Origin of the sequence: Pseudomonas sp. Irchel 3H7 (assembly GCF_900187605.1) — a bacterium.
In the GTDB taxonomy this organism is placed as follows: domain Bacteria; phylum Pseudomonadota; class Gammaproteobacteria; order Pseudomonadales; family Pseudomonadaceae; genus Aquipseudomonas.
In genome coordinates this window covers 39,854-54,738 of the sequence record NZ_FYEA01000006.1, presented here as the reverse complement: position 1 = coordinate 54,738, position 14,885 = coordinate 39,854, and the positions used below count along the sequence as shown (strand labels likewise).

At 58.5% G+C, this 14,885-nt stretch carries 18 protein-coding genes; 1 reads left to right on the top strand and 17 read right to left on the bottom strand.

Translation table 11 applies throughout. The features are described 5' to 3' along the window. Nucleotides 1-9: 9 nt before the first annotated feature. From CKW38_RS12645 to CKW38_RS12570, 16 genes are all read right to left on the bottom strand, one after another. A complete protein-coding gene (locus CKW38_RS12645) occupies nucleotides 10-615 on the bottom strand; it encodes a DUF4823 domain-containing protein (RefSeq protein WP_007908280.1) in 606 nt (201 codons plus the stop codon). A gap of 171 nt (nucleotides 616-786) precedes the next feature. Beyond that, nucleotides 787-1,755, bottom strand: a complete 969-nt coding sequence (locus CKW38_RS12640) for a GTP 3',8-cyclase MoaA (RefSeq protein ID WP_095112886.1) — start codon at nucleotides 1,753-1,755, stop codon at nucleotides 787-789. Nucleotides 1,756-1,892: 137 nt separating this feature from the next. Beyond that, nucleotides 1,893-2,531, bottom strand: a complete 639-nt coding sequence (locus CKW38_RS12635; RefSeq protein ID WP_007908276.1) for a TetR/AcrR family transcriptional regulator — start codon at nucleotides 2,529-2,531, stop codon at nucleotides 1,893-1,895. A gap of 454 nt (nucleotides 2,532-2,985) precedes the next feature. After that, nucleotides 2,986-3,777, bottom strand: coding sequence for a TatD family hydrolase (locus tag CKW38_RS12630; RefSeq protein WP_034155349.1), 792 nt, complete (start codon nucleotides 3,775-3,777; stop codon nucleotides 2,986-2,988). 14 nt (nucleotides 3,778-3,791) lie between these two features. Beyond that, complete coding sequence (locus tag CKW38_RS12625; protein WP_007908272.1) at nucleotides 3,792-4,148, bottom strand: PilZ domain-containing protein; 357 nt, start codon at nucleotides 4,146-4,148, stop codon at nucleotides 3,792-3,794. A 42-nt stretch (nucleotides 4,149-4,190) separates the two neighbouring features. Continuing rightward, entirely contained in the window at nucleotides 4,191-5,174 is a 984-nt protein-coding gene (locus CKW38_RS12620; protein WP_095112885.1) for a DNA polymerase III subunit delta', read from the bottom strand. Beyond that, nucleotides 5,167-5,799 (bottom strand): dTMP kinase, encoded by a 633-nt coding sequence (tmk, locus tag CKW38_RS12615; protein ID WP_007908268.1) that lies wholly within the window; start codon nucleotides 5,797-5,799, stop codon nucleotides 5,167-5,169. Before tmk ends, CKW38_RS12620 begins: the two co-directional genes overlap by 8 nt. Before the next feature lie 19 nt (nucleotides 5,800-5,818). Further along, a complete protein-coding gene (gene mltG / locus CKW38_RS12610) occupies nucleotides 5,819-6,994 on the bottom strand; it encodes an endolytic transglycosylase MltG (protein WP_095112884.1) in 1,176 nt (391 codons plus the stop codon). Nucleotides 6,995-6,996: 2 nt separating this feature from the next. Then, a complete protein-coding gene (gene pabC, locus CKW38_RS12605; protein WP_007908266.1) occupies nucleotides 6,997-7,812 on the bottom strand; it encodes an aminodeoxychorismate lyase in 816 nt (271 codons plus the stop codon). Beyond that, on the bottom strand, nucleotides 7,812-9,056 hold the full coding sequence (gene fabF, locus CKW38_RS12600; protein ID WP_007908259.1) for a beta-ketoacyl-ACP synthase II: 1,245 nt from the start codon (nucleotides 9,054-9,056) through the stop codon (nucleotides 7,812-7,814). The genes pabC and fabF overlap by 1 nt, the downstream gene beginning before the upstream one ends. 108 nt (nucleotides 9,057-9,164) lie before the next feature. Then, entirely contained in the window at nucleotides 9,165-9,401 is a 237-nt protein-coding gene (gene acpP / locus CKW38_RS12595; RefSeq protein WP_003175607.1) for an acyl carrier protein, read from the bottom strand. A 196-nt stretch (nucleotides 9,402-9,597) separates the two neighbouring features. After that, nucleotides 9,598-10,341 carry a 3-oxoacyl-ACP reductase FabG gene (fabG, locus tag CKW38_RS12590; RefSeq protein WP_007908254.1) on the bottom strand — a complete coding sequence of 248 codons (744 nt, stop codon included), beginning with the start codon at nucleotides 10,339-10,341 and terminating at the stop codon, nucleotides 9,598-9,600. Nucleotides 10,342-10,357: 16 nt separating this feature from the next. Further along, nucleotides 10,358-11,296 carry an ACP S-malonyltransferase gene (fabD, locus tag CKW38_RS12585; RefSeq protein ID WP_095112883.1) on the bottom strand — a complete coding sequence of 313 codons (939 nt, stop codon included), beginning with the start codon at nucleotides 11,294-11,296 and terminating at the stop codon, nucleotides 10,358-10,360. A gap of 123 nt (nucleotides 11,297-11,419) precedes the next feature. Next, nucleotides 11,420-12,430, bottom strand: coding sequence for a phosphate acyltransferase PlsX (plsX, locus tag CKW38_RS12580; RefSeq protein WP_081498723.1), 1,011 nt, complete (start codon nucleotides 12,428-12,430; stop codon nucleotides 11,420-11,422). Nucleotides 12,431-12,434: 4 nt separating this feature from the next. Continuing rightward, entirely contained in the window at nucleotides 12,435-12,617 is a 183-nt protein-coding gene (rpmF, locus tag CKW38_RS12575) for a 50S ribosomal protein L32 (protein ID WP_003179396.1), read from the bottom strand. Nucleotides 12,618-12,630: 13 nt separating this feature from the next. Further along, nucleotides 12,631-13,158 (bottom strand): YceD family protein, encoded by a 528-nt coding sequence (locus CKW38_RS12570; RefSeq protein WP_007908248.1) that lies wholly within the window; start codon nucleotides 13,156-13,158, stop codon nucleotides 12,631-12,633. Nucleotides 13,159-13,263: 105 nt separating this feature from the next. Between CKW38_RS12570 and CKW38_RS12565 the strand changes: the two genes are divergently transcribed. After that, entirely contained in the window at nucleotides 13,264-13,842 is a 579-nt protein-coding gene (locus CKW38_RS12565) for a nucleoside triphosphate pyrophosphatase (protein WP_095112882.1), read from the top strand. Between the two features lie 49 nt (nucleotides 13,843-13,891). Here CKW38_RS12565 and sppA read toward each other — a convergent pair whose 3' ends face one another. Continuing rightward, nucleotides 13,892-14,881 (bottom strand): signal peptide peptidase SppA, encoded by a 990-nt coding sequence (gene sppA, locus CKW38_RS12560; RefSeq protein WP_007908243.1) that lies wholly within the window; start codon nucleotides 14,879-14,881, stop codon nucleotides 13,892-13,894. Between the last annotated feature and the right edge of the window lie 4 nt (nucleotides 14,882-14,885).

The following is a 14,885-nucleotide window of genomic DNA, read 5'->3' as shown; positions in this document are numbered from 1 at the left end:
CTCCTTGAATTATTGGTCGCCGACTCCCAACAGACTGCGCGCGTACTGGGCCAGCGGCGGGCCGATCAGGTCTTCGGGCTTGCTGTCGTGGAACGTCAGTAAACCGCCACGACTCTTGATCCGTGCAGTATCAATCAAATACTGGGTGCTGGTCTCGATCAACATGATCTGAATCACGCCGCCGTCGATGCCAAGGCGATCAACCGCTTCTTCATCGAGCCATTCATCGGAGTTGCCGATGCGGTCGTCAGCCTTGGCGAAGCGGGTGTACAGCAGATAGTGCGCGCCAGCATCGCGAGCTTCGCCCATCGCCTGATCGAGGCCTTCCGGCGCACGGGCACGGCGGACCATCGGGAAGTATTCGACGAAGCCTTTGAAGGCTTCTTCTGCCACAACGTTCGGCCGCGGGTAAGAACCACCCGGCGGTGCGAACGCGCCTTGAGCGATGTAGATAAACGAGTCCGGCTGAATGCGGAAGTTGTTCACGCGGCGGCTATCGCTGTGGTCCAGCAAGCCTGCGTCGCTCATTTGGTAGCGAGTGCCTTCGGCCATATCGCTGACAGTCATACAGCCGCCAAGCGCCAAAACGGCCAGCAGCAAAACCAGGCTACGCATCCTATTCCTCCAGAGGCCGGTGACGGAAAACCGGCGAATGGCCGTTGGATGCAGCTTTTGCGCCAGCTCGGGATTTTTGGCGAATGATGGATCGCCTTCGCGAGCAAGCTCACTCCCACATTTGGAATGCGTTCAACCTGTGGGAGCTAGCCTGCTAGCGATGAGGGAGGTTCAGCCGCCGATAATCTTCATGACGGTAGCACCGCCCGAGAACGCCACTTCCTGTTTATCGCCCAACGCTTTGACCAGCAAACGCTGAAGCGCCGGCAGTGCCTGATGACGCGGCTTGTCGAGCAGATCACCAACATAGTGGCGGTTGCTCGACGACAGGCAGCCATGCAGCCAACCGGTCGACGACAAGCGCAACCGCGAGCACGTCCGGCAGAACGGCACGCTTTCGTTGGCGATCACCCCAAAGTTGCCAAAACCGGGAATTGCGTAACGCACGGCGGTGGCGTCTACGGGCGCATCGGTTTGTGCGTACTCATAACGTTCGCCAATCAGCTCCAACAGCTGCTGCAGACTGACAAACTGTTGCAGGAACGCATTGTTGTCCTTGGCTAGGTGGCCCATGCGCATCAATTCGATGAAGCGCAGTTCGTATCCGCGTTCCAGGCAGTAATCGAGCAGCGGCATGACCTGATCGAGGTTCTGCCCGCGCAACGGCACCATGTTGACCTTGATCTTCATCCCCGCCGCTTTCGCCTGATCCATGCCATCCAGCACGGTGGCCAGATCGCCGCCACGGGCGATGCTGCGGAAAGCACCGGCGTCGAGGGTATCGAGGGACACGTTGATCCGACGCAGACCGGCATCTACCAGCAACGGGAGTTTCTTCGCGAGGAGTTGACCGTTGGTGGTCAGGCTGATGTCTTCCAGGCCCATCTTGCCGACAGCGGTCATGAACGATTCAAGCTTGGGGCTGACCAGCGGCTCGCCGCCAGTGATGCGCAGCCGTTCGATGCCGGCGGCTTCGATCAGATACGCCACGCCACGCGCCATGGCCTCAGCCGACAGCTCATCCTGCGCAGCCACCAACCGCTTGCCGTTGGGCACGCAGTAAGTACACGCGTAATTGCAGGCTGAGGTCAGGCTGATCCGCAAATTGCGAAAACGCCTGCCTTGACGGTCAACGATCATGATCACTCCGGCGAAAGAATTTCGAGCCGCTAAAACTTGACTCACAAATCAAGTTTTAGCAAGCCCTATGCCTGAGTATATTCCTGCGGTACTGCGTCATGTAGCTAAATCATGGCGCAATAAGGCAGCTGAATGGCTCAGCTGCTTGGGGTTTCCGGATCACGCTTGCGCTTGTTGCCCATGCGCACGCCGATGTCCATCAAGAACTGGAAGAAACCTTCCTGATCTTCCAGCACATTGCTCCAGAACGGCGAGTGATACAGCGCGACAGCGCCGTGCACCAGCGCCCAGGACGCGCAGTAGTGGAAGTACGGCGGCACGTCTTCGAGCTTGCCTTCGCTGATGCGGCCCTTGATCAACAGGGTCAGGCGTTCAAAGTTCGAGGCACGGATCTTGTGCAGCTCCTCGACCATTTCCGGCACCTGATTGCCTTTGACGACCTTCTCTTCGAGGCGGTCGAACAGGCGATAGCGCTGCGGGTCACGCATGCGGAATTCGAAGTAGGCGCGGGACAGCGCTTCCTTGTCCTTGTCGACATCGGCCGAATGCAGCAGCTCGTTCAAATCGCGCTCGTAATCGAGCATCAGGCGCAGATAGATCTCGGCCTTGGATTTGAAGTGCTTGTAGATCGTGCCTTTGCCGATACCCACGGCATCAGCAATCATCTCGACGGTGACACTGTCTTCACCTTGGTCGAGGAACAGCTTGAGCGCGGTATCGAGAATTTCTTGCTCGCGGCGACGAAACTCACGGACCTTACGAGGTTCTTTGTGCATAAGAAAAGGTCTGAAGGGTCAAAATTCGAAGCCGCGTATTATGCCTAACTTGCGCAAAAATGCACGGATCATCCGACCATATCTGTGTTTCTTGTTCATTTTGAGAACGTTTTGGGCGCAATGAGAACTCAACTGAAGCGAACGTATTCCAAATTTGTTTAAAAACCCCGACCGGCTAACTGGACTGCACGCCAGACTGATCAATACTTGAACTGTCGGGCGACATCTCCCCCAAGTGTCGCGCCGATAAAGGTACCAAGGGACCGCGTGCCTTTGTTTTACTCCTAATGGTCTTAACCCGGATTCACCCCCCAGAACCCGGGTTTTTTTTGCCTGCGATTTAACGCTTGGCGCAGCTACCTGCACATCACAACTGTAGGAGCTGCCGCAGGCTGCGATCTTTTGCCTTTGCCTGTCAAAATCAAGATCAAAAGATCGCAGCCTTCGGCAGCTCCTACACGGCAGATTTAACGGAGGCCAGCGGGAACAGACGCTTGAAGTTCTCGGTGGTCTGCTCGGCAAAACGCTCGTAGTTTTCCCCGCGCAGCATGGCCAGGAATTCCGCCACTTCGCGCACGTACTGCGGCAGATTGGGCTTGCCGCGATAAGGTATCGGCGCCAGATACGGCGAGTCGGTTTCCACCAGCAAACGATCGGCCGGGACCTTGCTCGCGACATCACGCAACGCATCGGCATTGCGGAATGTGACAATGCCCGACAAGGAAATGTAATAACCCATGTCCAGTGCAGCCTTGGCCATGTCCCAGTCTTCGGTGAAGCAATGCAGCACACCGGCCTGCGGCAACGCCGCTTCGCGCAGCAACTCAAGGGTGTCGGCACGGGCGCCACGGGTGTGGATGATCACCGGTTTGCCGGTCTGCTGCGCCGCTTGCAGGTGCAGACGGAATGACTCTTGCTGCAGCTCGGCGGCTTCCGGCTCGTAGTGATAATCCAGACCGGTTTCACCGATCGCCACCACTTTCGGGTGGTTGAGCTCGTGCAACAGCCAATCCAGCGCAGGCGCAGCGCCCGGCTGCACATCGAGCGGATGCACGCCAACCGAACAATCAACGTCGTCATAACGCTCAGCCAGGGCTTTGACGTCAGCGGCGTTGTCCGCACTCACGCCGATACACAGGAAGTGCCCTACTCCGCGCCCACGGGCCGCATCCAGTGCGGCATCCAGCGAGCCGTCATGGGCGGCGAGGTCAAGGCGATCAAGGTGACAATGGGAATCTACAAGCATAAAAAGACGGCTACTTACATCGTATGAGTGGGACGGTCGGATTTAAGCGCTCCGGCCAGATGGGTTTCGATGCGACTGCGCGCGGTATTGTCGCCATCGTTGAACTGTACGCCGACGCCGGCAGCGCGATTGCCTTGCGCCCCTTTCGGGGTGATCCACGCAACCTTGCCGGCCACCGGGATCTTCTCGGCCTCGTCCATCAGGTTGAGCAGCATGAACACCTCATCGCCCAACCTGTAACTCTTGTTGGTCGGGATGAACAGGCCACCGTTCTTGATGAACGGCATGTAGGCGGCGTAGAGCACTGACTTGTCCTTGATGGTCAGGGACAAAATGCCGTTGCGCGGCCCCGGGCTGACGGGTTCATTCATGTTGACCTCCACTGCTGATGTTCAGAGTCTAGGTACACATTCTTATCTTTGACCAGGCAATCCCGCCCATTGCACCAACAACGCTTCCAGCAGCAAGGCCGGATTGAGGTTGGCCTTGCTCAGGACTTTCTGGCGCTGGGCGAGGATCCAGTCCTGAATCTCGAGGACTTTACCTTGCGCACTTTTCTGCGCCAGGTACTGTACGACCTTGCGCATGTCGGTCAGGCCGAGGCCGGCTTCATCCTGAGTCAGTTGATAACGCAGGATCAGACTCGACCAATCGCAGAACCAGTCGAACAGACGCAGCATCGGAATGCTTTTCCATTCTTCGGCCAGTTGCGTCGGCGACTGCTGCTGCTTGAGCAGTTTTTTCACGCCTTCGACCACTTGTGCACGCTGCTCGCGCACGCCCTGAGACTGCAGACTGACCGCCATCAACGGCGAGCCGGCCGCCAGCGTCAGCAATTCGACACGTTCGTCTTCGGAGCAATCCGGCAACGCCTGAGCCAGCCATTGCAGGCTCATCGCTTCGCCGGGCAGCGGACAGGCCTGCTGCACACAACGACTCTTGATCGTCGGCAGCAAACGACTGGTCTGATGGCTGACCAACAGCAACACGGTATCGCCGGACGGTTCTTCAAGGCTCTTGAGCAAAGCGTTGGCAGCGTTGATGTTCATCGCCTCGACTGGCTCGATCAGCACCACTTTGCGCCCGCCCAGTTGCGCGGTCTGCACCACGAAACTGACCAGATCACGCACCTGATCGACCTTGATCGCCTTGTCGGTTTCTTCCGGTTCGAGGATGTAATTATCCGGGTGACTACCGGCCTTGAGCAGCAGGCAGGATTTGCACTCGCCGCAGGCTTCCGGCGTCGGACGCTGGCACAACAGACTCGCCATCAGACGCTCGGCCAGTGCGCGCTTGCCGATCCCGGCCGGGCCATGCAGCAGATAGGCGTGCGCGTGCTGCTTACGCCCGGCCAGTTGCTGCCAGAGGCTGTCCTGCCACGGGTAGGCCTCAGCCACGGGCCAGCTCCAGCAGATTCGGAATCAGGGTATCCAGCGATTGTTGAACCTTGGCCAATGGCTGACCGGCATCGATGCGCACATAGCGCGCAGGATCGGCTTCGGCACGTTTGAGGAAAGCGCTACGCACGGCCTCGAAAAAAGCCCGACCTTCCAATTCAAAACGATCCAGACGACCGCGGGCACTGGCGCGGGCCAGACCGATTTCCACCGGCAGATCAAAAATCAGCGTCAGGTCCGGGCGCAGATCACCTTGCACAAAGGTTTCCAGCGCGGCGATGCGCTCCAGTGACAAGCCGCGACCGCCGCCCTGATAGGCGTAAGTGGAATCGGTAAAGCGATCGCACAGGACCACCGCGCCTCGGGCCATGGCCGGGCGAATCACTTCGGCCAGATGCTGGGCACGTGCGGCGAATACCAGCAACAGTTCGGCATCCGGATTCATGACTTCGTCGGCCGGCGCCAGCAGCACCTCGCGAATTCGCTCGGCCAGCGGCGTGCCACCGGGCTCACGGGTCAGCACCACTTCGATACCGGCGGCGCGCAGGCGCTCGGCGAGGTATTCGCGGTTGGTGCTTTTGCCGGCGCCTTCCGGGCCTTCCAGGGTAATAAACAAGCCAGTCACAGGCAGTCCTTAATCAAAGTCATTGCGTGTTTTGTGGGGCGGCGGCTTCTGGAGTCGGCGCTGGCTCCTGTGGTGCCACCTGTGGCACCGACTCCGGTGTTACATCCGGAGATGCCGCAGGAATCGCATCCTCGGCAGCGGGAGCCGCTTCAGGCGTTTGCGCCGGCGCAGGGCTGGAGCGGTAATCGGCACGGCGCTTGAGCTGGTACTCACGCACCGCATTGTTATGTGCATCGAGATCGTCAGAGAACACATGACTACCGTCACCACGCGCAACAAAGTACAGGCTGGTACCGTCTACCGGGTTCAATGCGGCGTGAATCGCTTCGCGGCCAACCATCGCGATCGGCGTCGGCGGCAAGCCGGGGATCACGTAAGTGTTATACGCCGTCGGCTCCTTCAGATGCGCGCGGGTCAACTTGCCGGTATAGCGATCGCCCAGACCATAGATGACGGTCGGATCGGTCTGCAGTTGCATGCCCAAGGCCAGGCGACGCACAAAGACACCGGCAATCTGCCCACGCTCCTGCGGCACGCCGGTTTCCTTCTCGACCAGCGACGCCATGATCAGCGCTTGATAAGGTTCGGTGTACGGCACATCGGCAGAACGACTTTCCCATTCTTTCGCCAGCACTTCATCAAGGCGATCAAAGGCTTTCTTCAACAACTCAGCATCGGACATGCCGCGCACAAAGCGGTAGGTATCGGGGAAGAAACGGCCTTCCGGGAACAACCCTTTATGACCAATCTTCGCCATGACGTCGCTGTCGCTCAAACCGTTCAGGGTCTGCTCGACCTTGTCATCCTTGGCCAACGCCGCGCGCACCTGATGGAAATTCCAGCCCTCGACCAGCGTCAGGCTGTACTGCACCACTTCACCGCGCTTCCACAAGTCGATCAGACCATTGACGGTCATGCCCGGTTGCATACGGTACTCACCGCTGTGAATCGGCGTGCCCGCGAGATTGAAGCGCCAGTAAACCCGCAGCCAGAACGCATCCTTGATGACGCCATCGGTTTCGAGTGAAAGGAAAGTGCGGGTCGGTGTAGAGCCTTTCGGCACATCCAGCAGTTCTTCCTGCTTGATGTTCAGAGGCTGTTCCAGTGCAGAGTGAATCTTCCAGGCGCTGGCGCCCAGCAACAGCCCTGCCAGAACCAGTCCGGTTTCCAGCAGCAGCAAAAGTTTACGTCTCAAAATCAGGCATCCAATAGGGCGCGGGCAATGGTTTGCAGTTTACGGGTGAGCGGGCCAACCGGCCAGCTCAGTGCAGCACAGGCGCGTACCGGCCAGACACCATAAACACTGTTGCAGACAAACACTTCATCAGCCCATTGCAGCTGTTCGAGGCTGATATCGGCGATTTGCGTGGGGATGGCCAATGACTCGGCCTGAAACAATATTTCGGCGCGCATCACCCCGGCGACACCGCAACGCTTGAGGTCCGGCGTTATCAGCACACCGTCGCTTACCAGAAACAGATTGCTGAACACGCCCTCGATCACTCGACCGACCTGATCCAGCATCAAGCCTTCGGCGTGCTCGCTGTCCTGCCATTCGGCACGAGCGAGAACCTGCTCCAATCGATTGAGATGTTTGAGTCCGGCGAGAAGCGGCTGTTTGGACAGTCGCGTGTTGCAGGGAAACAGGCGAACGCCTTGTTCAGCATGCACAGCAGGATAAGTCGCCGCAGGATTGCCTTGCAGAATGCGTCGGCCCGGCGCCGCCGGGTCGGGCGCATAACCGCGCAAACCGTCGCCACGGCTGAGGATGAGCTTGAGCACGCCCTCGCCCATCGCTGCTGCATAACTCAGCAGCTCATGGCGAATCAGCTCGATATCGGCCGCAATGGCCAGACGCGAACAGCCATCGGCCAGACGCGTCAGGTGCCGATCCAGCAGGATCGGCTGGCCGCTACGCACAGCGATAGTCTCGAACAGACCATCACCGTAAGCCAGGCCGCGATCTTTCAGCGACAGAGCGTCAGCCGGTTGACCGTCGACCCAACTGTCCATCAGCCTGCGAACCGGCGGAATGCCAAGGTGCCATTGGTGCCGCCAAAACCGAAGGAGTTGGACAGCACGACATCGATGTCCATGTTGCGCGCGGTGTGCGGCACAAAATCGAGATCGCAGCCTTCGTCCGGCTCATCGAGGTTGATGGTCGGCGGTGCGACCTGGCTGTTGATCGCCAGCACGCTGAAGATCGCCTCGACTGCGCCCGCCGCACCCAACAGGTGACCGGTCATCGATTTGGTCGAGCTGACTGCCAGCTTATAGGCGTGGTCACCGAACACCGACTTGATCGCGTTGGCTTCGGCGAGGTCGCCGGCCGGGGTCGAAGTGCCGTGGGCGTTGATGTACTGCACTTGATCGACGTTGATCTTCGCATCGCGCAACGCATTGGTGATGCAGCGTGCCGCACCGGCACCGTCGGCGGGTGGCGAAGTCATGTGGAACGCATCGCCACTGGTGCCGAAGCCGATCAGCTCGGCGTAGATGGTCGCGCCACGCGCCTTGGCGTGCTCCAGTTCTTCGAGAACCAGTGCACCGGCACCGTCGGAAAGGACGAAGCCATCACGGCCCTTGTCCCATGGACGGCTGGCACGGGTTGGCTCGTCGTTGCGGGTCGACAGTGCACGGGACGCGCCGAAGCCGCCCATGCCCAGACCGCATGCAGCCATTTCGGCACCGCCGGCGATCATCACGTCGGCTTCGTCGTACATGATGTTGCGCGCCGCCATGCCGATGCAGTGCGTACCGGTGGTACACGCCGTGGCGATGGCGTAGTTAGGTCCCTGTGCGCCCAGGTGGATGGACAGGAAACCGGAAATCATATTGATGATCGAGCCTGGCACGAAGAATGGCGAGATTCGACGCGGACCCGTCTCATGCAGAGTACGGCTGGTTTCTTCGATGTTGGTCAGACCGCCGATACCCGAACCCATGGCCACGCCAATGCGTTCACGGTTGGCGTCGGTGACTTCCAGACCGGCGTTGCGCACGGCTTGAAAGCCTGCGGCGAGGCCGTACTGAATGAACAGGTCGAGCTTGCGCGCTTCCTTGACCGACAGGTATTCCTCGACATTGAAGCCCTTTACCGAGCCGCCAAAGCGGGTGGAATAGGCAGAAAGGTCGGTGTGTTCGATCAGACCAATGCCACTGCGGCCAGCCAGAATGCCCTGCCAACTGCTCGGCACATCCGTGCCCAGTGGCGACAACATACCCATACCGGTGACTACGACGCGTCTACGCGACACAGCACTCTCCTTTTTCAAATGACGATTTTGCATCAGGCCTAAAGAAAAAACCGCACGCCATGATGGCAGTGCGGTTTTTCCATGACAGCAAACAACGATTACAAACTATTACGCCTGGTGGCTAGTAACGTAGTCGATTGCAGCTTGTACAGTAGTGATCTTTTCAGCTTCTTCGTCAGGGATTTCGGTCTCGAATTCCTCTTCCAGAGCCATCACCAGCTCAACGGTGTCAAGGGAGTCGGCACCCAGGTCTTCAACGAAGGAAGCAGTGTTGACCACTTCTTCTTCTTTAACACCCAGTTGCTCGGCAACGATTTTCTTGACGCGCTCTTCGATGGTGCTCATACCTTGTTTTCACTCCTAATGGACAAATTCAGGCAGCTGGCCAGTGGGTAAGTGTATAGAAAGACTTTTCAGCTTTTCAACTGAAAGCTTCACTCCTCAAACCCTGCGGCCCTCTGCCTATAAATAGATTGCAGCTTTATAACGGATTTTAGACAGCTCGTATGACATTTTTTTGAAGCAATCCGTCACATTTTACTTACATGTACATCCCACCGTTCACCGGGATTGTAGCCCCAGTGACGTATGCCGCACCGTCGGATGCAAGAAAAGCGACCACAGACGCGATCTCTTGAGCTTGTCCCAGACGACCCAGCGGAATCTGCGTCTGCAAGGCTTCACGCTGTGCTTCAGGCAGCTCGCGCGTCATATCGGTGTCGATAAACCCAGGGGTTACCGAGTTGACTGTAATCGAACGCGAACCGACTTCACGCGCCATCGCACGGCTGAAACCTTCCAGACCGGCCTTGGCGGCTGCATAGTTTACTTGGCCTGCGTTGCCCATGGCACCCACTACCGAGCCAATACTGATAATTCGGCCCCAACGCGCCTTGGTCATTCCGCGCAGAACGCCCTTGGACAGGCGGAACAGACTGTTCAGGTTGGTATCGATCACGTCGTACCACTCGTCGTCTTTCATGCGCATCATCAGGTTATCGCGGGTGATGCCAGCATTATTGACCAGGATCGCCACTGGCGCACCAAACTGCTCCTGAATGCTTGCCAGCACCGCGCTGACCGATTCATCGCTGGTGACGTTCAGCTCAAGGCCCGTGCCCTGGATACCGTTTTCCTTCAGGGTGGCAGCAATACGCTCAGCGCCCGAAGCGGAGGTCGCGGTGCCAATGACAATGGCGCCCTGACGACCCAGTTCCAACGCGATAGCCTGACCAATGCCGCGGCTTGCACCGGTAACCAGTGCAACTTTACCTTGCAGACTCATGCAAGTTTCTCCTGATTCAGGCTTGCGCTGCACGGGCGGCAGCGAAAGCGTCTGGGGTATTGAGGTTGGAAGTCGCGACGCCTTCAGCGCAACGTTTGTTCAGACCGGCCAGCACTTTGCCCGGGCCGCATTCGACCAGATTGGTCGCGCCCTTGGCGGCCAGAGTCTGTACCGACTCGACCCAGCGTACTGGCTTATAGAGTTGTTCGAGCAGATCGCGCTTGAGGGTTTCCAGATCGGCCGGCACTTGCGCGCTGACGTTCTGTACGACCGGGATCTGCGGCGCCTGCCAGTCGATGGCGGCGATGGATTCAGCAAAGCGCTCGGCAGCCGGACGCATCAGTTCACAGTGCGAAGGCACGCTCACTGGCAACGGCATGGCGCGCTTGGCACCACGCGCCTTGCAGCCTTCGATGGCGCGCTCGACAGCAGCCTTGGCCCCGGCGATTACCACCTGGCCTGGCGAATTGAAGTTGACGGCGCTGACGACTTCGCCTTGCGCAGCTTCTGCGCAGGCTGCCAGCACGTCGGCATCTTCCAGACCAAGAATGGCAGCCATGCCGCCCTGCCCGGCCGGAACCGCTTCCTGCATCAACTGACCGCGACGCTCAACGAGCTTGACCGCGTCAGCCAGTGTCAGGCTGCCGGCAGCGACCAGCGCGCTGTATTCGCCCAGGCTGTGACCGGCAACAAATGCCGGACGCGCTCCGCCTTCAGACAGCCACAGACGCCACAGGGCGATCGAAGCGGTCAGAATGGCCGGTTGGGTTTTATCGGTTTGATTGAGCAGCTCTTCCGGGCCCTGTTGGGTCAGTGCCCACAGGTCATAGCCCAGAGCCTCAGAAGCTTCTTTGAACGTTTCGAGGATCAACGGATATTCCGCGCCCAGCTCGGCCAACATGCCGAGGGACTGCGAACCCTGTCCTGGAAAGACGAATGCGAGGGAAGCAGACATGTAACAAGCCCCTAATGATCTTGTCGTCGGAAAATGACGCCCCGCTGGGGGACGCAAGAAACTGACAGTTGGATGGCCCTTTGAACCGGGCGGTCACATTTAAGCATTGTCCGACGAAAACGCCTAAGACAACAAATCCTCCAGACGACCGTGGAGGCGTTCGGGAAGATTCTCCTGAATCTCGATCAGCGCGCGCTGAATCGCGCTCTGAAAGCCCTGGACCCCGGCCGAACCGTGACTTTTCACGACGATACCCTGCAAACCGAGAAAGCTTGCGCCGTTATGTCGCGCCGGCGCCAGATCCGCCTGCAAGCGCTTCATCAGTGGCAACGCCAAAGCCCCTACCGCACGGGAAGCCAGATTCTTTTTGAACAACGCTTCAATACGTGCAGCAATCATCGTCGCCAGGCCTTCGCTGGACTTCAGCAGGATATTGCCGACAAAACCATCGCAAACCACCACGTCAGCCTCTCCGCGATACAACCCGTCGCCTTCGATAAAACCGATGTAGTTGATACCGCGAGCAGCTTGCAGCAGTGTCGCAGCCAGTTTGACCTGCTGATTGCCCTTGATGTCTTCGGTGCCGATGTTCAGCAGCGCGACACGCGGGCGATGGATGCCCAGCGTCTGCGCCGCCACCGAGCCCATCACCGCAAATTGCAGCAAATGCTCGGCACTGCAATCGACATTGGCGCCCAGATCGAGCAACTGGCAAAAACCCTTCTGCGTCGGAATCGCGGCAACCATGGCCGGACGGTCAATACCCGGTAACGTTTTCAGAACGAACCGCGACAGCGCCATCAACGCACCGGTATTACCGGCACTGACACACGCTTGAGCCTTGCCGTCACGCACCAGTTCGAGAGCAACACGCATCGACGAATCCGGCTTGCCGCGCAAGGCCTGGGTCGGTTTTTCGTCCATGGTGATGACTTCGCTGGCCGCAACAATCGTCAGGCGCGCGCGATCGGCAGCCGATTGGCCGTTGATCAATTCTTCAAGAAGGGAGGGTTGACCGACGAGGGTCAGGTGCAGCGAGGGCGTAGCAGACAGGCAAGCAAGGCTGGCCTGAACAATGCTGCGGGGACCGAAGTCCCCGCCCATTGCGTCAATCGCGATGACTTGAGCGGACAAGTGATTACTCGTCAGCGCCCTTGTCGATCACTTTACGGCCACGGTATACGCCTTCTGGCGATACGTGGTGACGCAGGTGAACTTCACCAGTGGTTTTTTCTACAGACAGAGTGCTAGCCTCGAGAGCGTCGTGCGAACGGCGCATGTCACGGGCAGAGCGGGATTTTTTGTTCTGCTGAACAGCCATAATTGATTAACTCCTAAACGTTTGGGTCACGCTTTAACTGCGCCAATACACTGAACGGGTTGGACCGCGTTGACTCGTCCTCGCTCGGTTCGGGCTCATCGAGACCCGCCGGCTGCTGGCATTCTTCCGGATGATGAGCAGGCACAATGGGCAAGGCGAGCAGAAGCTCCTCCTCGATCAGTGACTGCAGATCCAATGGATCTTCGCCCAGTTCCAGCACGTCATAACCTTTCGGCAACGACTGGGTATTCGCACCCTCTTTCACCACAGCATAACTGCATTCGCTGTGGATCGGCAGGGTGACCAGCTCAAGACAACGCTGGCAAACCATTTTGACCTCGGTGTCGATAAAGCTGTGGATTACCACAGATTTACGTTCATCTCGTTCAAAAACGAATTTCGCCTGCACCGTACCGACATTGTCGGAAAGCGGGTCGCAGAGTCTCTCCAAATCGGCCAGCAGCATTTCACCTTGAAGGGTGGTGCCACGATCAGCCAATTTGCGCGGGTCAACGTGAGGTGGAATCGGGTCATTCAACATAGGCGCAGCATTATAGGGATGCACCCACCCATGTCAAAGGAAATTGTGCCCTGTCCGTCACTTGCGTGCCTCCGCTAGAATTCGCACCTGCCTCAGGAGACGCGAATGCTGCCTTTATTACTCGCTTCAAGCTCGACTTATCGTCGTGAATTGCTCGCCCGCCTGCACCTGCCGTTCGTCTGCAGCTCGCCGGATATCGATGAAAGCCATCGCCCGGGCGAGTCAGCCATCGAACTGGTCAAGCGCCTCGCCGAACAAAAAGCCCGGGCACTGGCCGACAGCCACCCCGCCCACCTGATTATTGGCTCAGACCAGGTTGCCATGCTTGGCGAGCAGATTATCGGCAAGCCGCACACGTTCGAGAAAGCCCGCGAACAACTAATGGCCGCCAGCGGCGCCAGCGTGACATTTCTGACCGGCCTGGCCTTGCTCAATAGCCAGACGGGCGAGTGCCAGGTCGATTGTGTGCCATTCACTGTCCATATGCGCCAACTCGATCAGGCGCGCGTTGAGCGCTATCTGCGCATCGAGCAGCCCTACGACTGCGCGGGCAGTTTCAAGGCTGAAGGCCTCGGCGTGAGCCTGTTCCAGTCCACAGCAGGCCCGGATGCCACCAGCCTGATCGGCTTGCCGCTGATTCGCCTGATCGACATGCTTTTGGATGAAGGCGTGCAGATTCCCTGACCCACAAAAAACCGGCCATCAAGGCCGGTTTTTTTCATGCAGTGATTTGTTAACGCAACGAAGGCCCGTGGAAACCCATCCACATCGCCAACTGCTCAGCCACACTGGCACCGAGCTTCTTCGAGAAGCGATCGAACGGCGACTCCTGAACAGTGAAGTCCACCAACTCCTTCTCACCAATCACATCCCGCGCCACCGAGCTGGCATTGCCCAGACCGTCAATCAAACCCAGTGGCAGCGCCTGCTCGCCCGACCAGACCAACCCGGAAAACAGCTCCGGATGTTCTTTGTCTTTCAGACGATCGCCACGACCCTGCTTGACGCTGTTGATGAACTGCTTGTGCGTGGTATCCAACACGCCTTGCCAGAACGCCGTTTCTTCAGGCTTCTGCGGCTGGAACGGGTCAAGGAACGATTTGTGCTCGCCCGAGGTGTACGTGCGACGCTCGACGCCAAGTTTCTCCATGGTGCCGACAAAGCCGTAACCCGCCGCCGTCACACCAATGGAGCCAACCAGACTCGCCTTGTCGGCGTAGATCTGGTCCGCCGCACTGGCGATGTAATAAGCACCGGACGCACCCAGATCGGAAATCACCGCATACACCTTGATCTCCGGGTGCAGACCGCGCAGACGTTTGATCTCGTCATATACATAACCCGACTGCACCGGACTGCCGCCAGGACTGTTGATCCGCAGGATCACGCCCTTGACCTTCTTGTCCTCGAACGCCGCCCGCAGACTGCCGACGATGTTGTCGGCGCTGGCCGGCTCTTTATCGGCAATCATGCCAGTGACGTCGATCAGCGCGGTGTAGTTCGACCCGCGCGTGGCGCTTTTTTCCATGTCCATCAGTGGCGTGAACAGAATCAGCGCCACAAACAGATAAACAAACGTCAGCAGCTTGAAGAAAATCCCCCAACGCCGCGAACGACGCTGTTCCTGCACACCGGCCAGCAGGGTCTTTTCCAACAGCTTCCAGCTTTTCTCGTCACCGCCGTCGGCACTTGCCTTGGCCGGTGCTTTCCATTCGTCGGTCATGCCA